Below are 22,610 nucleotides of genomic sequence, written 5' to 3'. Positions count from 1 at the left end.
GTCAGGCCACTTCCTGGGCGGTGGCGATGGGGATGACGGCGGGCGCGGCTTGCCGCTCTTCTTCCACGCGCCGGGACACCACCCAACGGAATTGCGACAAGGCGGCGTCGATCGACAGCGGCACCATCTTGAAGTCGGGGGCCAGCGCCAACGACCGCTGCTGCGCGGTGATGATGTCCCGGTCTTCGTCGAACGCGGTGACGACGCTTTGGTGGATGGACGCGGTGACCTCGGGGCGGTCGATGGCAAAGTTGTGCGGGTGCGCAAAGAAATAGTGCGTGGACGATTCGGTCTCCGGGGTCAGCGCCTGGCAACCGCGAAACTCGGCGGCGTCGACGCGGTGGCCTTCCTGCGCGCCGGTGCCCGTGGGCGCCATGCCCGAGTCCATGACCAGGATGCCCGGAATGGTGAAGTTATAGATGTTCCAACGGTCGACGCGGCCGGGCCAATCCTTGACCTTGGCGGCGAAGGCGGGCGCCTCGGTGTTGATCGTCCAGCGCGTGATGCGCACGCCGTCCTGCAGGCGTTCCACTTTGGGCGACACCGCGGCATAGTCTTCGCCGCCGCCCAGGGTGGTGGGGTGCACGAAGGGCAGATGCGAGAAATCCAGCAGGTTGTCGGCAATCAGCAGGTAGTTGACGTCGTAGTGGATGTAGCCGTCCTGGCTGCGCCAGTCAGGGTGATCCAGCCATTGCGTGTCGGGAATCAGCGAGGTGTCCGCGCGCTCGGGGTCACCCATCCAGATCCAGATCCACCGGTGCTGTTCGACCACCGGGAACGTCCGTACCCGCGCCTGCGGCGGAATGCGGGCTTGCGCGGGCGCTTCCACACAGGCGCCCGTCGCGTCGAATTTCAGGCCGTGATACATGCAGCGCACGCAATCGCCTTCGCGTCGCCCGACGGATAGCGGCGCGCCGCGATGGCAGCACCGGTCTTCCAGCGCCACGACCTCGCCCGCGCGGTTGCGATACATCAGCACGGGAACGCCGATGAGGGTGCGCGCGAACAGCCCGTCGGCGCTTACTTCCTTGTCCCAGGCGGCGACATACCAGGTGTTTTTGATGAACATCGCGTGACTCCTATTGCACGTAGCGCCAAGCGCCATTCTTGATTTGCACCATGACGGCGGCGCGCGCGTCGTACCCCACGTGATCGGTGGGCGACATCGTGGAAACGCCTTGCGACGTAACGGTGTCGCGCGTGTCTTCCAGCGCGTCGCGCAACGCCAAGCGGAATTCAGCCGTGCCGGGTTTTGCGGTGCCCAGCGCCGTCTTCAACGCGCGTTGCAGTACCAGGCTGGCGTCCCAGGCGTTGGCGGCGAATACCGACATGGAGTCCTTGCCATAGGTGGATTCGTAGCGTTGCGTCAGGTCCATGGCCACGGCGCGAATGGGGTTGGCGGCATCCAACTGGCTGGCCACAACCACCGGCCCCACGGCGAACAAGGCGCCTTCGGCGTCCTTGCCGGCAATGCGCAGGAACTCGCGGTTGGCGATGCCGTAGGTTTGGTAGATGCCGCCTTGATACCCGCGTTCACGCAGGGATTTTTGCGGCAGCGCGCCAGGCGTGCCCGACGCGGCCACCAAGACGGCATCCGGCCGCGCGCCCAACAGCTTCAAGGTTTGTGCGGTCACGCTGGTGTCGGTCTTCACATAGCGTTCGGTGGCGACCAGTTTGATGCCGGCCTGCTCGGCCTGCTTGCGCGTCTCGGCCAGCCAGCTATCGCCATAGGCATCGGCAAAGCCGATGTAGCCCAGCGTCTTGACCCCGTTTTTCTTCATGTGGGCAAGGGTGGTGGCGACCATCAGATTTTCGTTCTGGATCACCTTGAACACCCAGCGCCGCTGCGCATCCATCGGCTCGATGATCTTGACGCTGGCGGCCAGACTCAGCAGCGGCACTTGTTTTTCCAGCGCGATGGGAACCAGCGCCAAGGTAGACGGCGTGACAGAGGTGCCCAGGATGACGTCAACCTTGCGTTCGTCGACCAGCCGCCGGAAAGCCCGCGCGGCCTGGGTGGTGTCGGACGCGTCGTCCAGGATGGTGTAGCGGATGGGTTCGCCGTCCAGTTCGCGCGGCAGCAGGTCGATGGCGTTCTTGGCGGGGCCACCCAATGAGGCGGCGGGCCCGGTCAACGACAGTACGACGCCCACGCTGATATCAGCCAGGGCGGGGCGACAGGTGAGCAGGGCGCAAGACAGCAGCGCCCCGGATATGAGGCGTGTATGGGATATCAAAGTGTGTCTCCTCGTTGGGGAACGCCGATCTGCGCGGCGCTTGACATCAAGATAGGCAGGCGCGGAATATGCGTCAATGTCATTGCTCGAATACTGGAAATGCATGCCATGCATAACGACAAGCTGGACTTGAATCTGCTGGCCGTCTTTGACAGTTTGCTGCGCGAGCGCAGCGTGACGCGCGCGGCGGAACAACTGGACCTGTCGCAAAGCGCGATGAGCCATGCGGTGAATCGCCTGCGTGTGTTTTTTGACGATCCGCTTTTTGTGAAGACGGGGCAGGGCATGTTGCCCACGCCCAAGGCCGAAAGCCTGGCGCCCACGGTGCTGGACCTGATGGCCACGATACGGGCGCAGGTGCTGTCCCAAGCACAGTTCGATCCGGCCGTGGCGCGGCGCGCCTTCACGCTGTGCATGACGGACATGGGCGAGCTGGTGTTCCTGCCGCCGTTGATCAAACGGCTGCGCAAGCTGGCGCCGCATTGCACGCTGCGATCGCGCCAGGTTCCGCTGCCGCAGATCGAACCGCTGCTTGCTTCCGGCGAGGTGGATCTGGTGCTGGGGTCGTTGCGCGCCGCGCCTTCCGGGCTGTTTCAGCAACAGTTGTTCATGCACAAGTTCGTGACGCTGGTCAGTGTGAAGAACACTGAAGTGGGCGATGTGATGACGCTGGAGCAATTTCAGCGCATGCCGCAGATCGTGGTGACGCTGGCGGGCCGCTCGTCGGAAGCCTATGACAGCGCCATTGAAGAGCAGGGCATCACGCGGCACATCTACTTGTCGACGCCACACTTTCTGGTGGTGCCCCTGTTGATAGATCAGCATCCCGATTTGATCGCGACCGTGCCGCAAGAGCTGGGCAATGTCTTTGCCGGCTATGGGTCCGTCAGGGTGCTGGAGCCGCCGCTGCCGCTGCCATCCTTCGCGCTGCGCCAGCATTGGCACCCGCGCTTTCACCAGGACCCGGCCATTGTGTGGCTGCGGGAGCTGGTGAAGGAAACGTTCGATACCTACCCCCAGATGGAAGCCTAGCGTCCGACCCTACGCTGTGCACAAGTGGGTTGAACCGCACGCCGCTCCGGGACTAAGCTGGCCGCTTGAACTTCGACAGCGGAGAACAACATGCGGCATGCAGTGGATCTGTCTGGGCGCGTGGCGATCGTCACGGGCGCGAATTCCGGCATCGGGCGTGGCATTGCCCTGGCGCTGGGGGCGGCGGGGGCGCGGGTGGTGGTCAACCACCGGCCAAATGAAGATTCCGCGCGGCGCGGGGCCGAGGTGGTGCAAGAGATTGTCAGCGCGGGCGGGCAGGCCATTGCGGCCCCGGCCGACATCAGCCGCGAAGACGACGTCGAAAATTTGTTCCGCCTGGCGTCGGACCACTTTCAGACGGTGGACATCCTGGTCAACAACGCCGGCATTGAACAGCCCGCCGCCATTCAGGACATGACGCTGGCGCAGTGGCAGAAGGTGATCGACACCAACCTGACCGGCCAGTTTCTGTGCGCCCGCGCGGCGGCGCGGATGTTCTTGAATCGGACGCCACCGCCACCGGCAGGTGAAGCCGCCGGAAAAATCATCTTCATCAGTTCGGTCCATGAAGTCATACCGTGGGCGTTCCAGTCGAACTACGCGGCGTCCAAGGGCGGTGTGTCCTTGCTGATGCAGTCGCTGGCGCAAGAGCTGGCGCCGATGAAGATCCGTGTCAACTCGGTAGCGCCGGGCGCCATCCGCACGCCCATCAATGCACCCGCCTGGAACACGCCCGACAGCATGAAGGAATTGCTCAAGCTGATTCCGTATGGACGCATTGGCGAACCCGAGGACGTGGCGCGCGCGGTGGCCTGGTTGGCCAGCGACGATTCCGATTACGTCACGGGGTCCACCTTGTTTGTTGACGGCGGCATGACGCTGTATCCCGAATTTCGCGGGGCGGGCTGAGCCATGTCCAAACCCATCGAAGACTATGGCTTGATCGGCAATATGTTGTCGGCCGCGCTGGTGGCGCGCGACGGCTCGATAGATTGGCTGTGCCTGCCGCATTTTGATTCCCCCGCGTGCTTCGCCGCCCTGCTGGGTAACGACAGCCACGGCTGCTGGCTGCTTGCGCCCGATGGCGCCGACCACACCACCACGCGTCGCTATCTGCCCGACACCGCCGTGCTGGAGACGCGCCATGAAACGCCTGGCGGGGTGGTGCGCGTCTACGACTTCATGCCGCTTAGCGACGACGAAGAACGCGTGGACGTGGTGCGTATCGTGCAAGGCGAGTCCGGCCAGGTGGACATGCGCATGGCGCTGACCCTGCGCTTTAACTACGGGCAGGCGGTGCCCTGGGTGCGGCGCCGCGATTACGGGCTGAGCGCCATCGCCGGACCGGACGCCGTCGAACTGCACACGGCCGTGCCGCTGCAAGGGCGCGACATGAAAACCGTGTCGGACTTCACGGTGCGCCAAGGCGAAACCGTGCCGTTCACCTTGTCGTACCACCGGTCGCACAAGACGCCGCACTTTGTGCCGGATCGCATGGAAAGCATGGAGCGCACGATTGCGTGGTGGCACGAATGGGCCAAGCGCTGCCATTGGGGAAACGGGCCGGGGCAGCGGCGCGACGCGGTCGTCAGGTCGTTGATCACGCTGAAGCTGCTGACGTTTCAGCCCACGGGCGGCATTGTCGCCGCGCCCACCACGTCACTGCCCGAGCAATTGGGCGGCACCCGCAACTGGGACTACCGGCATTGCTGGCTGCGCGACTCTGCATTGACGCTGTATGCGCTGCTTAACGCCGGCTACCGCGAAGAGGCCGAGGCGTGGCGGCAATGGCTGTTGCGCGCGGCGGCGGGGCACCCCAACCAATTGCAGATCATGTACGGGATTGCGGGGGAACGCTGGCTGCCGGAACACGATATTCCCTGGCTGCCGGGTTACGAGGGCAGCAGGCCGGTACGGCTGGGCAATGGCGCGGCGGGGCAGATGCAGTTGGACGTTTATGGCGAATTGATCGAGACGCTGCACGCGGCCCGCGTGGCGGAACTGGCGCCGCTGGCCGAGGCGTGGCGCATGCAGAAGGTGTTGCTCACGCCGCTGGAAGAGCTGTGGCGTCAACCTGATCACGGCATCTGGGAAATGCGGGGGCCGACGCGCGCGTTCACGCATTCGCGGCTGATGTGCTGGGTGGCGCTGGACCGCACCGTGAAGTCCTGCGAGCGCTTCGGCCTGGAAGGGCCGGTGGACCGCTGGCGCGCGCTGGCCGACGAGATCCGCCACGACATCTGCACGCATGGCTACGACGCGCAGCGCAACACCTTCGTGCAGTACTACGGCGGCACGGCGTTGGACGCCAGCCTGCTGCTGATTCCGCAAGTGGGGTTCCTGCCGGCGGACGATCCGCGGGTAACGGGTACGGTGCAGGCCATTGAACGCGAGTTGCTGCGCGATGGCTTGTTGCTGCGCTATTCCACGCAGCACAGCGACGATGGGCTGGCGGGTGATGAAGGTGCGTTTTTGGCGTGCAGCTTCTGGCTGGCCGATGCCTACATCATGCAGGGCCGGCTGGACGACGCGCATCGCCTGTTCGACCATCTGCTGTCGCTGCGCAATGATTTGGGGCTGCTGGCGGAAGAATACGACGTGGTGCGCAAGCGGCTGGTGGGCAATTTTCCGCAAGGGTTTTCACACATTGGCCTGGTCAATACCGCCTATAACCTGAGCGCCGCGGGCGGAACGGCGCACCAGCGTTCGTTTCGGGATGCGCCGCTGGGGTAGGGGCGGGCTTGCCGCTCAAGCCGCCACTTGATTGCGGCCCGCGCGCTTGGCGGCGTAGAGTTTTTCATCCGCGCGGCGGAACAACGATTCCCAGTTTTCCGCGCCGTTCGCGGCGGCCACGCCCAGGCTCATGGTGACGGGCGTGGCCTGGTCGGGGGCGAGCACGGTGTCGGCCACGGCGGCGCGCAATCGTTCGGCGCAGCGCCAGGCTTCCTGGAAGTCGGTGGCGGGCAGGTAAACGGCAAACTCTTCTCCGCCTATCCGCCCCAGCACGTCGCGCTTGCGTACCGACAGGCCCAGCACGCGCGCCACCTCCTTGAGCACCGCATCGCCGCCGCCATGGCCGTACACGTCATTGATGCGCTTGAAATGGTCGACGTCGCAGACGATCAGCGCGGCGGGGTCTGGGCCGCCTTGTTGAAGGGGCCGCAGGCGCGATTCGAAGCCGCGTCGGTTCAGCAAGCCGGTCAACCAGTCTTTGTCGCCTTCATGCCGCACCTCTTCGATGGTGTCGGCGGCAATCGCCAGCAACAGCGTAATCGCCAGCCCCACACTGAAGACGGCAAGCGACAGTTGCAGCCACTGCCAGAACGGGGAATCGGCGAAAGCCAGCGGCCCGTTGGGCGCGTGCGCGCCGATGCTCAATAAGGTGCGCGGTAAAAAATGCAGGCCGAACGCCAGCAGGACGACAAACAGCGCGGTGTCGATCCGCCTGCCCGTGGCCGCCTTCCGCATGCGCAGGGCGGCCACGCACAGCAGGCCGCCATAGCCGATGTTCAGCACATACACGCGCACCAGCAAGTTGCGGTCGACGTAGAAGAAGTACCAAAGCGCCACCATGATGGCCGCGCAGAAGATGGCATAGACACGCCACGGCAGCGCTCGGCCTGCCCGTTTCAAGATGCCTTGCGTGGCCGCGCAGACCGCCGCCGTGTACAGCAGGCCCGACACCAGCGCGTTGGCGCCCGAGTCGCGCGGCACATACAGAATTTGTGACACCGCGCCCGCGGCAAACAGCGCGCAGCCGGTCGCCAGATGCAACAGGTAGGTGCGACGCCGGTAGACGCACCAAATGCCAATAAAGGTAATGGCGAAGATCAGCACCAGCGTCGGGGCGATCAACGACAGGGTGATTCGAACCTGCGATCCAACCATAGATGTGTCCTGATGTGCTGGCACGGGGTGTCGACGCGCCCGCCGAGCCGTTTCGTCCCGATACAATTCCTTCAAACATGAACGACGCGCATGCCCTAGGATTCCGCCTTATACCGCCCGTCGTCCTGCGCTTTTCGCGTGCGCTTGAAAGCGCCCAAGGTCCATGAAGCGACGCAGGTGCTTTTCTGCCCCCAGCCGTTGCGCCTTCCTGAAAGGGCGCTGGCGACCTGGCCCGGGCGACCAAACATACCAACGCCGCGCCATGTGGCATTGAACACCATGACGAAAATTCTTGTTGTCGACGATCAGCCCGTACTGATCGAGATGTTGAGCGAGTTCCTTGGCGGCGAAGGGTACGAGGTAACGACGCACACCGACGGCCTGACCGCGCTGCAACAGATGCTGGCGGTGCGTCCGGACCTGGTGATTACCGATTTCTCCATGCCTGGCATGCACGGCGGCGCGCTGTTGACCGCCATGCGTGAAAACGCCTACCTGAGCGACACCCCCGTACTGGTGCTGAGCGGCCGCCCCGAACACGAAGTGGGCGCGGCCTGTGTAGGTTATGGGGCGTATCTGCAGAAGCCGGCCGAACCGGCCGAGGTACTGCAAACCGTGCGCCGGCTGGCGCCCGCGCCGCACCTCGCCTAGCACGTCGATCAGAAGCGGTAGCGCACGTCCAGCGTGCCGATGTTCTGGCGGTTGCCGTCGCCGAACTGCCCGCCGTAGCTCACGCCCACCGTGGTGCGCTTGCTGACGGCAATGCCCACGCCCAGTTCCACCACCACCGCATCGCGCGCGACCGGCGTGCCGGTTGCCGTGAACGAATCTCCCCCTTGCGCAAAAGCCAGCACGCTGGCCGGGTTCAGGTCGCCGAAGGCGTGGCGCCAGCCCAGCGTGCCGCGCGCGTAGCCGCGTGCGCCCGCGCTGTCGAACGTGGTCAGCGCATGCAGCCCCAGCGTGGTGGTGGTGATGTCGTTGCGGCTGCTTTGGCCGCGCAGCGCCGCGTCACCACCTGATTCCGTAAAGCCGCGCGTGCGCAGGTCACTGTAGTTGGCGGCGATGAAGGGTTCCAGCGTCAGGTGCTCGTTGACGGGCGCGGCGTAGCCGAGTTCAGTGAAGAACTGGCTGGTGCTGGCGCCGTAGCTGGCTTTCAGGGTCTGGTCGAGTCCGGCGGCGGCGGTGCTGCGTTGGGTGTCCACATCGTGCCAGGAGTAGGCCGCGCCCAGGCTGAGGTTGATCTTGCCCGGACCCGCATCGAACGCCTTGCCGCCGTATACCGCGATGCTGTAGCTGTCGGTCTCGGCGCTTGAGGCGCGTTCACGGGTGCGGCTGTCGCTGTTAGCGTAGCCGACCGCGCCACCCAAGCGCCAGCCCCCGCCCACGGCCACGTCGCCGCCGATGGTGACGCCAGCGTCCGATTGGGTCGTCTTGGCGCTGTTGCTGTCGCCCGCCAGCGTGGTCCATTTGCCGAAGACCTGGGTCCACAAGGGTTGCGCGGCCGACTGGGGCAACGAGGCCGCGTCGCCCATGCCCAGTTGCGCGGTGGGCGCGCCGGGAACCTGGCCAGCGTTAAGGTTGGCGTGCAGGCGCGTCATCGGCATTTGCGTGAACGAGCCGCTTACGTTCTGCAGCACCGACACCGTGCTGGCGTGGGCTTCGCCGGACAGCGCATCGAACGCTTCGGGTGGCGCGCCGTTGGGCAGGTTCAGGATGTGCCGGTAAAGCGCGCTGTTGGTGGGCAGGCTTTGCAGTGCGCCAGCCACGGATCGCTGGTTGCCGGTGACGGCCGCGTCGGCGAATTCGATGGGGCGCGAGCCGCCACCGTCCGCGGGCACGTCCTTCAAGTTCACCACCAGATCAACCCGATTGCTGTCGTAGGACAGCGACGGCGTCAGAAACGCCAGGTTGCTGGAGACGGTGTCAAAGCGGCCTTGCACGCCGTTGTTCGCGGACAGGATGGTGTAGGTGGTGGAGGCCGCGTAGTTGCCGTTTTCACCCACCTGCACGACCGAGCCGCCCAGGTTGGCGGTGCCGTCCACCTGCACGCTGCTGTTCTGCCCGTTGGCCGTGCTGGTGACGCGGTACGTGGAGCCGGGTTGGAAAGTCAGGTCGCCCGACAGCGTCATGCGGCCCTGCTGCGTGGTCGCGTTGCCCGGCGACAGCGTTGCACCCGAACCCACGGTGACGCTGTTCAAGCCGCCCGCGCCGGCCAACGTCGTACCCGTTGCCGCCAGCACGCTGCCGCCCAGTTTTCCGTCCACTTGCAAGGTGCCCGCCGACAACTGCGTGATGCCGGTGTAGGCGCTGCTGTCGCCGGTCAGGACCAGTGCGCCCGCGCCCAGTTTGCTTGTGCCGCCCGCGCCGGATATCGCACCCGCGTAGACGAGGTCGTCCGAACGGTTGAAGACCAGGCTGCCCTGGTTGGCAATGTTGCCGGTGATGAAGCCGGTGGTGCCGCCATCGCCCACTTGCAGCGTGCCCGTGTCGATCAGGGTGTTGCCCGTAAAAGTGTTCTGGCCGGTCAGCACCAGCGTGCCCGCGCCAGCGTGGCGCAATTGGCCCGCGCCGCTCACCGCACCGCCGAACACCACGCGGTCGCTACGGTCAAAGGCCAGTGTGGCGCCGCTGGCGATATTCACGTTGCCGGCAATGCTGCCCGACACGGCGCCGTCACCAACCTGCAAGGTGCCCGCGCTGATGAGCGTCACACCGGTATAGGAATTCGTCCCGATCAGCGTCAGCGTGCCCGCGCCTTCCTTGGTCAAGCCGCCCGAGCCGGACAGGTTGCCAGACAGGGTGAAATCGTTTGCCCCCGTCGTGCGCAGGCCCTGGGCGCCCAGCACGATGTTGTTGGCAAGCGTCTGGCCGCCCATGGCCAGGGCGATGGCGCCGCCGTTTGCCCGGATCTCGGCGGTGCCCAACACGCTGCCGTCGGCTAGGTTGGCCTGGCCGCCATTCAGTTCCGCGACACCGCTGCTGTTCAGCAACACGCCGTCCAGGTTCCACGAGCCGCTATTGACCCGCAAGACGTCAAAGTTGATGTATGTGTTGCCCGATATGGACATGACGCCGCCGCCGGTGCCGACGCCGACGCCGGCCGAGGGCAATACGTTTTGCAGCACCAGCGTGTCGCCCGCGCCCGTGCCGCCATCCACCGTGCCGGGCGGCGCAAAGCTCAGCCCCGGTATGTCGGCCACGAACCAGTCTGCGGTGGCAAGGCCGGTGCCTCGCGCCAGGTACGAACCCGACACTGCCGTGTAGGTGTTGTTGCCGCCTTGCCCCAGCGACACGCCACCCAGGATGGTGCCCGCGTTCACAAAGCTGTGGCCCACGCCCGGCGTGCCGGTCGCCTGGAAGCCGATCCGTCCCGTGATCGTGCCTTGATTGACGAAGTCCACGCGGCCGCCGCCATATGCGGCGATCACCGGCATGTCCGCGTTTGACGTCGACATGCCGGCTCTGGGCGAGCTTTGGATGATGCCCGCATTTGTCAGATGGCTGACCCCGCCCGTACCGTTCTGCACGGCCAACGCCAGACCGGCCAGGCTGGGCAGCGGGCTTATCGAATCCACCACGCCGCCCAGCGTGCCCGACGCCAGGTTCGAAATGTGGATCGTGCTGGCGGACGCATTGCCCACCACCAGCCCAGACGAGGCGCCCGTCGACGCACCAAGCAGATTGGCGTCGATGCGGCCGGCATTGCTCAAGGTGATATTGCTGCCGGTCAGGCTCATGGCCGTGCCGCCGGTCGTGGGGTCGACGCCGACCGTTGCGCCAAGCTCCACGGTCACATCAAGCAGGTTGGCATTGCTGGCAAAGCCGGGCGCGCCGGGATCGGCCGCGCCCGTGCACGTGACGGTGACGTCGACAACCGAACAGGCCGCCTGCACCGCCGCGCTGACGCCGCTCAGCCCAAACGCCAGCGCCAGCCCGGCCGCGTAACGCGGCATGCGCGCCGCGACATTGCCCTGCGCGGATGAGCGCCCGCCGTGCGATTGCGTGGCCAGTTCCGACGCCGCCTGCCAGACGCGCAATTTACGATTCCATACCAGCCGGTAAATGTGATTCAAAATGCGGTCCTCCAAGGGGGGGGCGGACATTCCTCGACGCGTCAGGAAAAAACGCGCGTGTGTCCGACGCCCGCATCAGGGGGCAGAGGAGGTTTCGGGAATGGCTTATCAGTGGGCGGGAAAATTCCGCGTCATTAATACCGTATTTGCCGTTCTGGCATTTGCTTGAAAAAGTGGTGTTTTTGCCTGCTGATATCGATTTATCCCCCCTTGCGCAAGCGGCGAGCCGCACGGGGACTGGCTCTGCGGCTGATGGCGAACGTTCGGTGCCGCTGCGGGGATAATCAAGCTTTTCCGATTCGGGCGCGCCGCCGCGGCGCTGACATCTTGGCCAAGCAAACCCCTTCCTCCGTTGCGCCATTGAGCGTTTCCGCCGCGTTGAGTCAGGCGTATGCGCACTGGAACGCGGGCCAGGCGCCAGAAGCCGAGCAGCTCTGTCTGCGGGTATTGGACGTGGCGCCGGACCAACTCGATGCCCGGCACCTGTTGGGCTTGATGGCCCACGCCTATGGCTTGCCGAAGGTGGCGATCGAGCATCTGCGCGTCGCCTGCCGGTCGCCGCTTGCGCCCGCCAGCTATCACGGCAACCTGGCTGAAATCTGCCGCCGCCAGGGCGCGCTGGCCGAAGCGGAAAGCGCGGCACGGCGCGCGGTGGCGTTGGCGCCTGACGAGGCGCAGGGCTGGAACAACCTGGGCATCATCCTGCAAGAGGCTGGCCAACTGGTCGACAGCCTGGACTGCCTGCGGCGCGTGGCCGCGATCCTGCCCGACAGCCCCGAGGCGCACAACAATCTGGGCAATACCTGCAAGCGTCTGGGCGACAACGCGCAGGCGCTTCTGCACTATCGCCGGGCGCTGGCGCTGAATCCGAACTACGCGCAAGCCCTCGGCAACATGGCGGTGGCCTTAAGCGATGATGGCCAACATGACGCGGCCTTGGCCACGGCGCGCCGCGCCATCGACATCGACCCCTTGATACCGCAAGCGCACCAGAATCTGCGGCAGATCGAGCTTGCGCGCGCTGCGGCGATGGGGGCCGAAGGCGCCCGTGCCGGCCCACCCGCGCAAGCCGAGTTGGCGCAAGCTCTGGCACAGGCGCGACGACAGGCGCAGGCATTGCGCAAACAGGGCAAGCTGGACGAGGCCCGCGCGCTGCTTGAAAACCTGGTGCAAGCCACGCCTGCCGATGCCGGTGCGCGCTTCGACCTGGCCGAGGTCGCGCTGCAGCAAGGCGACTTTGACACCGGCTGGCGCGAATACCGTTTTCGCTACCAGATGCCGCATACCACGATGCTAGGCCGGCCGATGCACAAGCCGCGTTGGGAAGGGCAGGCCATTCCCGGCAAAACCCTGCTGATCCATGACGAACAAGGCTATGGCGATACCTTCCAGTTTCTGCGGCTGCTGGCCTGGGCGCGAGAGCGCAGCGGGGCGCGGGTGGTGTTGGAGGTCAATACGGAATGCCATGCGCTGGCCGAACGCGGTGGCGGCCATGATCAGATCATTCGGGCGGGCACGCTGCCGCCCGCGTTCGACTTTCATTGCGAATTGATGAGCCTGCCGCTGGCGCTGGGCCTGCGCCTGAACGACCTGCCGGTGCGCACGGCCTACCTGCGCGCCGACCCGCTGCGCGTGGCGCACTGGCGCGAGCGCCTGGCGGCCTTGCCGCGGCCCTGGGTGGGGCTGGTGTGGGCCGGCAGGCCCAGTCATCCAAACGACGCGGAACGTTCCCTGAACCTGGCCGACCTGGCGCCACTGGCTCAAGCGCAGGCCTCCTTCATCAGCCTGCAAAAAGGCCCGGCGGCGGCGCAGGCAGCCATGCCGCCGCCCGGCATGGCGCTGGTGTCTCCAAGCGATGGCATCCAGGACTTCGACGACACCGCCGCCTTGATCACGCTGCTGGACGTGCTGGTGTCGGTTGATTCCGCGCCGGCGCATCTGGCTGGCGCGCTGGGCTGCCCGGTGTGGGTCATGCTGCCGTTTGCGCCGGACTGGCGCTGGCTGCAACACCGCGCCGACACGCCCTGGTATCCGTCCATGCGGCTGTTTCGCCAACCCGAGCCCCACGCATGGGGCCCGGTGTTGGACGAGGTTGCCGCCGCGCTGCGTGGCGGGCATTTCACTTAGGATTTCGGACCCTTCCTGCTAGCGCGTGGCGGTGCGCGATGCCTGCGTGGGCATGCGTTCCACCGTCAGCGTGCCGCTGTCGTTGGCCGAGGGACGCACCACGACGATATTGCTTGCGGCATTCGCGCCCAGGTTGGGCAGGTCGGCCGGGCGTGCCGCCATCGCGGCGAAGGGGCCGCCGCCGCTGCCCGGCACGCCGTCCAGCGTCAGGCGTTCCGCCCAGGCGCCATTGCGGCGTGACAGCACTTGATAGCGTTGCGGGCCGCCCGCGCTGCGGGCCACGACATAGACAACGCCGTCGATGATGTTGAGCGCGGGCGGCGAGGCCGCGTCGGCGTCCAGCTTGATGGGTATGCCGCGCTCGACCAGCCAGAGCGGGCCGCCCGCGCGTTCCAAGAGCGCCAGCATCACGTTGCCGCGTGCGTCGGCCTGGATGGCGGGGCGTCCGATGAAGGGCAGGCCCAGGTCGGTGGGGGGGCTCCAGTCCATGTTCAGGTCGGTGGTGTCGCCGGTTTCCACCAGCTTGGTCAGATGGTTGTCGCCGCGTTCGCGGAAATAGAGTTCGACGCGGTCTTCCTGGTTGCGGATGGCGGCCAGGCCGCCCGCGGTGATCGGCGCGGCTACCGGGCGCCAGGCTTGCCAGGGGGCCTGCTTGCCTTGCGAGGCGGGCAGTTGACGGGTGTAGAACAGCTTGCCCTGGGCGGTGTTGGCGAAGACCACGTAGCGCCCGTCGGCCCCGCGCGCGGCGGCCGGTGCGCCGGTGACGCCGTCCAGCGCCGGCAGGGCCTGCCAGGTGCTCCAACTGCCATCGATGCCGGACGGGGCAATCCAGTGCAGCAGGCCGTCATAGCCCAGCGCCACGGCGGCGGCTTCGCCGCGCGGCGCCACGGCCGGAATCTGCGTCACGCGCAGGCCGCCCAGCGCTTGCCAGCCCTGCCAGGTGCCGTCGTGGCGTTGCTTGTTGGCCCACACGCCGCCCAGCGGATCGCGCGCCATCAGGCCGGCCGTGCCGTCGGCATGGGCAAACGAGACCACCGGGCCGGTGGTGCGCCCACCCAGGCTTTGCCAGCGGCGTTGGCCAGAGTCCCAGTGGCTGACGGCGGCACTGGTTTCTCCCGCCGCAAATACCACCAATCCGCCGCGCCCGTCCGGGTACAACTGCGGCGCGATGTCCTGGCGCGATACGTAATAGGCGCGTTGCACCCAGGCGGCAGCGGGGCCGGCCGGTTCCTTGCAGCCGGTGGGGCCGGCGCAATAGTGGTAGTCGTTCCAGGCGTAGTGCTGGAAGATCACCGACTTGCTGGCGATTTCGGAATCGGCCAGGTTGGTGGCGCGTTCCTGGCTGGGGTAGTCGATGTAGCCGGTTTCGGCATAGTTGCCGGGCACGCGCAGCATGGCCTCGCGCGCCAGCCTTGCGCTGGCGATGTGGTCGGGGTGCCCATGGCCCGCGCAGCGCCAGCACAATTGCGTGTACGGCACGGCGATGGTGTCGTCCAGATGGCGCACGGTGGTTGGCGCATATTGGCGGATCAGCTCGGCCAGGGTGTCGACCAATTGCTCGCGCGAGTAGGTCTCGCGGTAGGGGCCCAGCGTATCGACGTCATGGCCGGGTTCGGATTCCGTGCGGCTCAGCGGCGTCAGGCTGCCCCAACCCTTGCCCAGCCATGGGTCCTTCAAGCGCATGTGCCACAACTGCACGCGCGGATTGTCTTGCAAGGTGAAGCGCGCAATCTGGCGGCCGGCGGCAATGCCGGTGTCGGCCTTCCAGACGTCGGGCTTGTGTGCCATGTAGGCGTAGGCCGCGCGCACGCCGCGTTCGCGACCCAGCATATAGGGTTCGCCTTCACCGGCGTCGCTGGCGGTCAGGTAGACGACGCGCACGCAGCCGCCCGCCTCGACGTTGGAGGCGATGTCGGGGTTCATGAACAGCAGGTCGTCATCCAGATGGGCGACGAAAGCCAGGTCTTTGATGCCGTTGCATTCGGCCAGCGTGGGCGGGGCGGCCCGTGCCGGAGCGGGAGCCAAGGCCAGGGCGGCAAAGAGCGCGGCGGCGAAGGCGGCAACGAGGGGGCGGGCGGTGCGGAAAAACGCCCGGCATAGCGGGCGCGGCATGTCCATCAAGGCGGGCATAAAAAGGCGCAGCGAGGGCGCTGCGCGGCAAGTAACTTAGGGTTGGAAAAGCGGGTTGGAAAAGCGGGTCGGAAAAGCGGGTCGAAAACACCGGGTGGGGAAAAGTATAGCGGCGGCGGCTGACACGTAGCCCGTGGCGCACGCAGCGGCGGCAGAGGGAAATCAGGGACGTTGCCGGCACGCACATGCGTCACTGAATACAAGCCGCGGCAATGGCGCAAGCAGGGGCGCAAGCGGGGCCCGAAACCTTAGCCCAGCCACTGCCCGCAAGCCGGATCCAGTTCGGCGCGCGCGCCATTCACCCAGACCTGCTCGTCATCGCAACGCGCGGCGGCCTGCGGCGCGACATCAAAGCGTATACCCAGCGTTTGCGCCACGGCGGGGGTGTCGATCGGCAGCTCCCAGCTTAGGAACAATTGCGACAAGTCCTGGTCGGCCGGAAAGTCCGCTTCATCAAAGCGGCTCCCATTGCGCGGCACCACGGCGTGGGGCTGGCAGGTGTCGAAGACCAGCGCGGTGCCGCGCACCAGCGGGATGCGATGTCCCGTGCCCGGAAAATGCACGTCCAGCCCCTTGTCGTCGCTCAGGAACAGGTTGCAGAAAGCCGCGCCGCCATATTGCCCGCCGTCGTGGTGGTAGCGCGCGCCCCGGCAGGCCATCAAGGCCATGTCGCTGTGCGCCAGCACGTCTTGCCAGCCCAGCGCGCGCGTCCAGTCCCGCATGGCCTGGATGCAGCGGGCGGTCTCGGGCCATCGCGTTTGCGTGCGGGCCAGGGGCATCTGCTCGACGTCGCCCGCGTCCAGCATCAGCCGCGACGTGATCTCGCGTTGCCAATCGGCCACGAGCCGGGGCGGTGGGGCGGGCACATCCAGGGTGGCGGTCAGCACGCGTGTGCTGACGTCGCGGCTGCGCAGCATGTTGCCGCTGCGAAAGAATGACGTCAGCGCGTCTGGCATGTCGGGTCGCACTGTCCTTATCCCCCGCGATTTTCGTATGCCGCTTGGCCGTCGTTGCGGTCGTCCATGGCGGCTTGGGCGCGCGCGATCAGGTGGCGCTTCAGGCTGGCCAGCGCGTCCGGGGTCCAGTCCGGCGCGCCCGTCACGGCCAGCCAGGCGTCTACATAGTGCTGCGGCGCGTAGACGTGGCCAAAGCCGATGGGCGTCTCGGTGCTGACGGACATGTCCAGCGCCAGTTGCAGCATGGTCACCACCGGCACCCAGCGCAGTTCGGGCGACACGTCGGGGCCGTAGGGCGGGTACATCCAGGCGGGGCGGCGGTACAGGTCGCGGAAGTCGAAGAAGGTGATGGCGTCGCTGGCGTATTGCAGGAACACGATGCGCATGGGGCCCCAAGGCGCGTCGGCCGGCACGGGCGAGCCGTGCTGGTTCATGAAGCGCACGAACGCGCCGTCACGAAATTCCGGCAGCCAGGCGGGCGACCCGGGGTTGCGGGCGTCGGTAATGGTGCGCCACACGCGGCTTTCAAAGGGCGGGCCGCTCCAGAGCGCGCCCTGGATGGGGTCGCCAATCATTTCGAAGAGCTCGGCCGACCGTGCGGAATTCATGGCGCCCAGGCTCAGGCCATGCAGGTACAGCTTGGGTCGGCTGGCCTTGGGCAAGGTCGTCCAGTAGCCGTAAACCTCGGCGAACAGCGCGCGTGCCGCCTCGGAGCCGTATTCGGGCTGGGCCAATAGCGATAGCGGGCTGGACAGGTAGGAATACTGCAAAGCCACGCTGGCCACGTCGCCATGCAGCAGGGTTTCCAGCGCGTCCATCGCAGCGGGGTCGATCCAGCCGGTGCCGGTGGGCGTCACCACCACCAAGGTAGACCGATTGAATGCACCCACCCGCTTCATTTCGGCCAGCGCCAGCTTGGCGCGGGCGGCGGGGGAGTCTGCCCCGGGCAGGCCCACGTAGACGCGAATCGGCTCCATGGCGTCGCGCCCCGTGATGGCGCGGATGTCGCTCGCGCTGGGACCCGACGCAATGAACTCCCGACCCGCCCGGCCCAGTTGTTGCCAACCGATCAGCGATTCGGGGCCGCCCGTCTTGCCCAGGGCGGTGGGTTGCGGGCGATCGGGTTCCAGCAGCGCGTCAAACTCACGAAACGAGGCGTCCAGCACATGCAGCGCCGCGCGAAAGAGCACGTTGTTGGCCAGCGACCAGAAGATCACGATGGCAATGACCGCACCCGCCACGTTGGCCACCCGCCGGGGCACCACGCGACGCACCTGCGCGGCCAGCGCGCGCGTCACCAGCTTGAACAGCCGGCCCAGCGCCAGCAGCACGGCAAAGGTCAGCAAGGCGGTCGCGCTGACCTTGAAGGGATGCGCGCTGGTCACGGGCGCCATGTCCATCAGCGCGCGGATCGTGTTCTGCCAATGGGCCGCGCGCCACAGAAACAACACCAGCACGGCCAGGCAGGCCAGGGTGATCGTCGCATTGACGATGCGCGCCGCGCGGCCCCGGGGTTCGGGCAGTTCCATATACGCCCACAGCCAATGCCACAACACGCCCAGCCCGTAACCCACCGCAAGGCAGGCGCCCGCCAGCACGCCCTGCGTGAGGTGGGTGCGGGGAACCAGCGTGGGGGTGAGCGAGGCTGCGAAGAACAGGGTGCCCAGCAGCAAACCCACGCCAGACAGCGATTCCAGGTGCGACTGGAAAAAAGCCGACAGGCGGCGGTGGGGGCCTTGTGGCATGGCGGGTCTCCGGGCGAGGGGCGGCCTTTATTATGCAAGCGAAAAGCCCGGCGGCAGAGCGGATGGAGGGCGCGGGCCAGGAAAATTGTTTGCATCAGACGGACGACGCCGCATGGCCCCTATGCCGAACCGGTCCAAAACTAATACAGTATTCAGCGGACCCGTGGCGGCATCGCCACCAAGATTCAAGACACTCAAAACGAAAACTGGAGATGGGATGGATACGGTAAGCAAGCAAGGCAACAGCGTGCGCGAACAGGTCAGCGCAACGGAATGGCAGGTGCGCACCGACCTGGCGGCCTTGTATCGGCTGGTGGCGCTATTCGGGTGGGACGACCTGATCTTCACGCACATCACCGCCAAGGTGCCCGGCACCGAGCATTTCCTGATCAACCCCTACGGCATGATGTTCGACGAGATCACCGCGTCCAGCCTGGTCAAGATCGACCTGCACGGCAACAAGGTGATGGATTCGGAATACGACATCAACCCCGCCGGCTTCACCATCCATAGCTGTATCCATGCGGCCCGCAAGGACGCGATGTGCGTGCTGCACACGCATTCCATCAACGGCGTGGCCGTGTCCGCGCAGAAGGCCGGCTTGCTGCCTTTGTCGCAGTTCGCCTTCATTGCGCTGCGTTCGCTTAGCTACCACGACTACGAAGGCCTGGCGCTGAACCCCGAAGAGCAACCGCGCCTGGTGCGCGACCTGGGCAGCAACAACTACCTGATCCTGCGCAACCACGGCCTGTTGACCGTGGGCCAGACCATGGCCGAAGCGTTCCAGGCCATGCACCGCCTGGAAGCCGCCTGCATGGCGCAGGTGCGGGCGCAGGCCGGGGGCGGCGAATTGGTCTTCATTCCGCCCGAGGTATTGGCGCGCGCCGCCGTCGAATCCCCCGCCGACCGCGCGTACAAGGCGTCGCTGGCCTGGCCGGGCCTGCTGCGCCGCCTGGATCGCCGCAACCCCGGCTACGCGGAATAGGAGAACCTTGATGAAGCTGATCCCGACCCTGCTGGGCGCAAGCGCGCTGGCCCTGTCGCTGTCCGCCGCCGCCGCGCCGGTCACCTACGACATCGACCCCTCGCACACCTATCCCAGCTTCGAAGCCGATCACTTCGGCGGCCTGTCCACGTGGCGCGGCAAATTCAACAAGTCGCAGGGCGTGGTGGTGCTGGACCGCCAGGCCCGCACCGGCACCGTGGACGTCACGGTCGACATCAATTCAGTGGACTTCGGCCACGACGAAATGAACAAGCACGCGGTCGCGCCCGACATCTTCGACGCCGCTCGCTACCCCACCGCCACGTTCAAGGGCACCTTCACCAAGTTCGACGGCGACCGCCCCGAAGAAGCCACCGGCGACCTGACCCTGCGCGGCGTCACGCGCCGGGTGAAGCTGGACATCGACGACTTCAAGTGCATCGACCACCCCATGGAAAAGCGCGAGGTTTGCGGCGCGGACGTGTCCACGGAATTCAGCCGCAAGGACTTCGGTCTGGACTTCGGGCTGGACATGGGCTTCAAGCCGGAAGTGGAACTGAAGATCCAGGTTGAGGCGGGGCGGCGGAAGTAGGGGCGGGTAGTCAACCCTCAGAGCAGGTGGATTTGTACGAAATAGCCGACATTTAATTAAAAGAAATAAAAAAAAGTCTGTTTTATCGTACATTTTTACCCTCGCTAGATGTACGGTATAGCCATCATCCGGCCGCTACGGCCCAGGAATGCCGCTTATGCCGTACTTTTCCACCGCCGTTTTCCCCGCGCAGTTCGGCGCGAATTTTCAGCGTGAACGCAAGCAGCGCAAGCTCAGCCAGGCAGCGCTGGCCGAGCGCGCGGGTGTGCCGCGCCAACTCATCATTCAGATCGAGAAAGGCGAAAACGTCGGCCTGCATGCCATCATGCGAGCGCTTGCCGCCTTGAACATGGGGCTACGCATCGACACCGCGGGCATCAACTACGACGACGTGGAGCGCCTGGACGATGAGTAAGGCCGACAAGATCAAGCGTTTGGAGATCAGCACCCCGCAAGGCGAGTCGGGCTTGCTGGAAAAAGAATCCAGGTTTGTCTTCAACTACACCCACCCCGAGCAGGACCGCGAGGTGTCGTTGATCATGCCGCATCGCGCCGAAAGCTACGCCGACACCGCATTGCCGCCCATTTTTGCGATGAACCGCCCCGAGGGCTATCTGTACGAAAAGCTCTGGGAGCGCTTTGGCAAAGCGGTGGCGCTGGACGATATGCGTCTTCTGGCGTTGACGGGCAGCAACCAGATCGGCCGATTGCGATACCTCGAACCCGGGCGCGAGATGCCGCCGCTGCGCCCCGAGGTCGGGTTGTCGACGCTATTGGCCAGCGGGGCCAGCGTTGAACTTTTCGACCATTTGGTCAGTGCTTATCTCACGTCCGGAATCTCCGGTTTCCAGCCCAAGGTCCTGATGCCGGACGCGGAGGGCGTGGCGGGACAGGCCATCGTCGACAAGTCGACCACCTTCACGCCTGATCTCATCGTGAAAGCCGCCGGCGAGCACTATGCCTTTCTGGCGCAGAACGAGTTCCTGTGCATGAGCGCCGCGAAAAAAGCGGGCATCCGGGTGCCGGACTTCTGGCTGTCGAATGATGGATCGCTATTCGTGATGCGCCGCTTTGATCTGGATGGCGGCCAGCAACTGGGGTTTGAAGACATGGCGGTGCTGTTGCGCAAGACCGCCCGCGAAAAGTACCTGAGCTCTTACGAGACGATTGCGCAACTGATCGGCTTGTTGTGCGGCGCGAACCGCAATGAGAGCCTTGCCCGCTTTTTCGACTACGTGACGCTATCGGTCCTGGTGCGCAACGGCGATGCACATCTGAAGAATTTCGGCCTGCTGTATCGCCACCCGGGCGCTGCGCCCGCCGCCTTGGCGCCGTTGTTCGACGTCGTGACCACAAGCGTGTACGACTTTGAAGATCCGCAATCCGGGCGCATTCTGTCGGATCGCACCCTGGCGCTGAAGCTGAACAAGAAAAGGGAGTATCCGACCCGTAAGGCGCTGCTGCAGTTTGGCCGCACGGTGTGCGGCGTCGCGCAGCCGGAAGCCGTCATTGACCGCATCGCCACCGCCATGCAAGAGGTGCTGCACGACGAAAAACCTCGTGTCGACGGCGACTTCCTGGGTCGGATGCGCAAAGAGTGGGAAGGGGGCTGCGATGCGGTACGGCCGGCCATGGTGTTCCAGGGCGGCCGCGGGTCGTAGCGCTTTGCGGTTCCCCTTCCGGGGTCTTGGGGCCTCGGGCCTTACTCCGACACGTCCGGTTCCACCAGCGTCGCCAACTGCATCAGCGATTCCTGCCAGCCCAGGTAGCACATCTCGGTGGGAATGGCGGCGGGGATGCCGCTTTGCTCGATGGCGATTTCGGTGCCGCAACTGAGCTTGCGCAAGGTCACCGTGGTGATCATCTCGCCCGGCATGTTGGGGTCGTCGAAGCGGTCGGAATAGCGCAGCTTTTCCGAGGGCACCAGTTCCAGGTATTCGCCGCCGAAGGCGTGGATCTGGTTTGACCCGAAATTGCGGAACGACATCTTGTAGATGCCCCCAACCTTGGCGTCCAGTTGATGGACCTGGCAGACAAAGCCGTAGGGGGGCAGCCATTTGGCGACGGCGTCGGCCTCGAGAAAGGCGCGGTAGACGCGGTCGGGGGTGGCGCGCAGGACGCGGTGGAAAGTCACGGTGCCGGTAGTCATGGTGTGTCCGCCTTGAAAAGTGAGTGGGTCGTATGGCTACGACGAACAGGCGACACCAGAATCGACACCGATTCGATCAGGGAAAACCCTGGATCATTAAGCGGCCGCCCCGCCTGATGCGCGGGAGGCCGCTACGGCAGCTTAGTACGTACCCATGTAGTCGCGCTTGCCCACTTCGATGCCGTTGTGGCGCAGGATCGCGTAGGACGTGGTGACGTGGAAGAAGAACTGCGGCAGGCCGTAGTGCAGCAGATAGGCGCTGCCCGACAGCTTCTTTTCCTTGGGCGTGCCCGGGCGCAGCACGATTTCCAGCGAGGCGCTTTTCTCGAACTGTTCCGGCGTGAACGCGCCCACGTGCGCCAGCGTCTTGGCGATCAAGGCTTGCAGATCGGCAAACGTGGCCTCGCCTTCGGGCCAGGACGGCACGTCGGTGCTGGTCAGGCGCGACGTGATGCCACGGGCGAAGTCGGTGGCGATCTGCACCTGGCGCGACAGCGGGAACATGTCCGGGTACAGGCGCGCGCCCAGGTAGGCGGCCGCGTCGATGTTCTTGGCGGTGGCGTGCGCTTCGGCCTTCTTCAGCACGTCGGACAAGGCGGACAGCATCTGCTTGATGACGGGAACGGAGGCGTCGTACAGGGGGTAGGTCATGGAGGACTCGCTTGGGAATAAGGGTAGGCGGGCGCGGCGGCGGGG

The 22,610-nt window shown here is 65.7% G+C and carries 18 protein-coding genes; 9 read left to right on the top strand and 9 right to left on the bottom strand.

Annotated elements, in window-relative coordinates; translation table 11 throughout:
• Nucleotide 1: 1 nt before the first annotated feature.
• The gene (locus tag ELS24_RS25095; RefSeq protein ID WP_127185648.1) at nt 2–1,069 is read right to left on the bottom strand and encodes an aromatic ring-hydroxylating dioxygenase subunit alpha; all 1,068 of its coding nucleotides are present in this window, start codon (nt 1,067–1,069) and stop codon (nt 2–4) included.
• Between the two features lie 10 nt (nt 1,070–1,079).
• The gene (locus tag ELS24_RS25090) at nt 1,080–2,237 is read right to left on the bottom strand and encodes an ABC transporter substrate-binding protein (RefSeq protein ID WP_428839664.1); all 1,158 of its coding nucleotides are present in this window, start codon (nt 2,235–2,237) and stop codon (nt 1,080–1,082) included.
• A 108-nt stretch (nt 2,238–2,345) separates the two neighbouring features.
• On the opposite strand from ELS24_RS25090, the gene ELS24_RS25085 reads away from it, so the two are divergent.
• The 3 genes from ELS24_RS25085 (at nt 2,346) to ELS24_RS25075 (ending at nt 6,002) form a co-directional block, all read left to right on the top strand.
• Nucleotides 2,346–3,269, top strand: coding sequence for a LysR family transcriptional regulator (locus ELS24_RS25085; protein ID WP_164741296.1), 924 nt, complete (start codon nt 2,346–2,348; stop codon nt 3,267–3,269).
• Nucleotides 3,270–3,359: 90 nt separating this feature from the next.
• A complete protein-coding gene (locus tag ELS24_RS25080; RefSeq protein ID WP_127185645.1) occupies nt 3,360–4,178 on the top strand; it encodes a glucose 1-dehydrogenase in 819 nt (272 codons plus the stop codon).
• 3 nt (nt 4,179–4,181) lie between these two features.
• The gene (locus ELS24_RS25075) at nt 4,182–6,002 is read left to right on the top strand and encodes a glycoside hydrolase family 15 protein (RefSeq protein ID WP_127185644.1); all 1,821 of its coding nucleotides are present in this window, start codon (nt 4,182–4,184) and stop codon (nt 6,000–6,002) included.
• Nucleotides 6,003–6,017: 15 nt separating this feature from the next.
• On the opposite strand, the gene ELS24_RS25070 is transcribed toward ELS24_RS25075, so the two are convergent.
• A complete protein-coding gene (locus ELS24_RS25070; protein ID WP_127185643.1) occupies nt 6,018–7,157 on the bottom strand; it encodes a GGDEF domain-containing protein in 1,140 nt (379 codons plus the stop codon).
• A gap of 279 nt (nt 7,158–7,436) precedes the next feature.
• On the opposite strand from ELS24_RS25070, the gene ELS24_RS25065 reads away from it, so the two are divergent.
• A complete protein-coding gene (locus ELS24_RS25065) occupies nt 7,437–7,808 on the top strand; it encodes a response regulator (protein WP_083447246.1) in 372 nt (123 codons plus the stop codon).
• Between the two features lie 8 nt (nt 7,809–7,816).
• Here the strand turns inward: ELS24_RS25065 and ELS24_RS25060 are convergent, their stop codons facing one another.
• Nucleotides 7,817–11,260 (bottom strand): autotransporter domain-containing protein, encoded by a 3,444-nt coding sequence (locus ELS24_RS25060; protein WP_127185642.1) that lies wholly within the window; start codon nt 11,258–11,260, stop codon nt 7,817–7,819.
• Nucleotides 11,261–11,557: 297 nt separating this feature from the next.
• Between ELS24_RS25060 and ELS24_RS25055 the strand changes: the two genes are divergently transcribed.
• On the top strand, nt 11,558–13,357 hold the full coding sequence (locus ELS24_RS25055) for a tetratricopeptide repeat protein (protein ID WP_240669378.1): 1,800 nt from the start codon (nt 11,558–11,560) through the stop codon (nt 13,355–13,357).
• 18 nt (nt 13,358–13,375) lie between these two features.
• On the opposite strand, the gene ELS24_RS25050 is transcribed toward ELS24_RS25055, so the two are convergent.
• From ELS24_RS25050 to ELS24_RS25040, 3 genes are all read right to left on the bottom strand, one after another.
• A complete protein-coding gene (locus tag ELS24_RS25050; RefSeq protein ID WP_127185640.1) occupies nt 13,376–15,487 on the bottom strand; it encodes a PIG-L family deacetylase in 2,112 nt (703 codons plus the stop codon).
• 248 nt (nt 15,488–15,735) lie between these two features.
• Complete coding sequence (locus ELS24_RS25045; RefSeq protein ID WP_050445449.1) at nt 15,736–16,443, bottom strand: hypothetical protein; 708 nt, start codon at nt 16,441–16,443, stop codon at nt 15,736–15,738.
• Between the two features lie 17 nt (nt 16,444–16,460).
• Nucleotides 16,461–18,188: an alpha/beta hydrolase gene (locus tag ELS24_RS25040; protein ID WP_127185639.1), complete on the bottom strand. Its 1,728-nt coding sequence runs from the start codon at nt 18,186–18,188 to the stop codon at nt 16,461–16,463.
• A gap of 217 nt (nt 18,189–18,405) precedes the next feature.
• Between ELS24_RS25040 and ELS24_RS25035 the strand changes: the two genes are divergently transcribed.
• From ELS24_RS25035 to ELS24_RS25020, 4 genes are all read left to right on the top strand, one after another.
• A complete protein-coding gene (locus tag ELS24_RS25035) occupies nt 18,406–19,173 on the top strand; it encodes a class II aldolase/adducin family protein (RefSeq protein WP_050445447.1) in 768 nt (255 codons plus the stop codon).
• Between the two features lie 10 nt (nt 19,174–19,183).
• The gene (locus ELS24_RS25030; protein WP_050445446.1) at nt 19,184–19,765 is read left to right on the top strand and encodes a YceI family protein; all 582 of its coding nucleotides are present in this window, start codon (nt 19,184–19,186) and stop codon (nt 19,763–19,765) included.
• 157 nt (nt 19,766–19,922) lie between these two features.
• Nucleotides 19,923–20,180: a helix-turn-helix domain-containing protein gene (locus ELS24_RS25025; RefSeq protein ID WP_050445445.1), complete on the top strand. Its 258-nt coding sequence runs from the start codon at nt 19,923–19,925 to the stop codon at nt 20,178–20,180.
• Nucleotides 20,173–21,426: a type II toxin-antitoxin system HipA family toxin gene (locus ELS24_RS25020; protein WP_127185638.1), complete on the top strand. Its 1,254-nt coding sequence runs from the start codon at nt 20,173–20,175 to the stop codon at nt 21,424–21,426. The genes ELS24_RS25025 and ELS24_RS25020 overlap by 8 nt, the downstream gene beginning before the upstream one ends.
• Before the next feature lie 41 nt (nt 21,427–21,467).
• On the opposite strand, the gene ELS24_RS25015 is transcribed toward ELS24_RS25020, so the two are convergent.
• Both ELS24_RS25015 and ELS24_RS25010 read right to left on the bottom strand, forming a co-directional pair.
• Nucleotides 21,468–21,914 carry an SRPBCC family protein gene (locus tag ELS24_RS25015; protein WP_050445443.1) on the bottom strand — a complete coding sequence of 149 codons (447 nt, stop codon included), beginning with the start codon at nt 21,912–21,914 and terminating at the stop codon, nt 21,468–21,470.
• Between the two features lie 141 nt (nt 21,915–22,055).
• A complete protein-coding gene (locus ELS24_RS25010) occupies nt 22,056–22,565 on the bottom strand; it encodes a DUF1993 domain-containing protein (RefSeq protein ID WP_127185637.1) in 510 nt (169 codons plus the stop codon).
• Nucleotides 22,566–22,610 lie beyond the last annotated feature (45 nt).

Origin of the sequence: Achromobacter spanius, assembly GCF_003994415.1 — a bacterium.
Lineage (GTDB): Bacteria > Pseudomonadota > Gammaproteobacteria > Burkholderiales > Burkholderiaceae_B > Achromobacter > Achromobacter spanius_C.
This window is presented reverse-complemented; position numbering and strand designations above follow the sequence as displayed.

Bases quoted from the DNA above. Each gene is read 5' to 3' on its own strand.
- ELS24_RS25065 (WP_083447246.1), top strand. From the start codon at position 7,437: ATGACGAAAATTCTTGTTGTCGACGATCAGCCCGTACTGATCGAGATG.
- ELS24_RS25075 (WP_127185644.1), top strand. From the start codon at position 4,182: ATGTCCAAACCCATCGAAGACTATGGCTTGATCGGCAATATGTTGTCG.
- ELS24_RS25050 (WP_127185640.1), bottom strand. From the start codon at position 15,487: ATGCCCGCCTTGATGGACATGCCGCGCCCGCTATGCCGGGCGTTTTTC.
- ELS24_RS25025 (WP_050445445.1), top strand. From the start codon at position 19,923: ATGCCGTACTTTTCCACCGCCGTTTTCCCCGCGCAGTTCGGCGCGAAT.
- ELS24_RS25085 (WP_164741296.1), top strand. From the start codon at position 2,346: ATGCATAACGACAAGCTGGACTTGAATCTGCTGGCCGTCTTTGACAGT.
- ELS24_RS25040 (WP_127185639.1), bottom strand. From the start codon at position 18,188: ATGCCACAAGGCCCCCACCGCCGCCTGTCGGCTTTTTTCCAGTCGCAC.
- ELS24_RS25020 (WP_127185638.1), top strand. From the start codon at position 20,173: ATGAGTAAGGCCGACAAGATCAAGCGTTTGGAGATCAGCACCCCGCAA.
- ELS24_RS25060 (WP_127185642.1), bottom strand. From the start codon at position 11,260: ATGTCCGCCCCCCCCTTGGAGGACCGCATTTTGAATCACATTTACCGG.
- ELS24_RS25070 (WP_127185643.1), bottom strand. From the start codon at position 7,157: ATGGTTGGATCGCAGGTTCGAATCACCCTGTCGTTGATCGCCCCGACG.
- ELS24_RS25035 (WP_050445447.1), top strand. From the start codon at position 18,406: ATGGATACGGTAAGCAAGCAAGGCAACAGCGTGCGCGAACAGGTCAGC.
- ELS24_RS25095 (WP_127185648.1), bottom strand. From the start codon at position 1,069: ATGTTCATCAAAAACACCTGGTATGTCGCCGCCTGGGACAAGGAAGTA.
- ELS24_RS25080 (WP_127185645.1), top strand. From the start codon at position 3,360: ATGCGGCATGCAGTGGATCTGTCTGGGCGCGTGGCGATCGTCACGGGC.
- ELS24_RS25010 (WP_127185637.1), bottom strand. From the start codon at position 22,565: ATGACCTACCCCCTGTACGACGCCTCCGTTCCCGTCATCAAGCAGATG.
- ELS24_RS25030 (WP_050445446.1), top strand. From the start codon at position 19,184: ATGAAGCTGATCCCGACCCTGCTGGGCGCAAGCGCGCTGGCCCTGTCG.
- ELS24_RS25015 (WP_050445443.1), bottom strand. From the start codon at position 21,914: ATGACTACCGGCACCGTGACTTTCCACCGCGTCCTGCGCGCCACCCCC.
- ELS24_RS25045 (WP_050445449.1), bottom strand. From the start codon at position 16,443: ATGCCAGACGCGCTGACGTCATTCTTTCGCAGCGGCAACATGCTGCGC.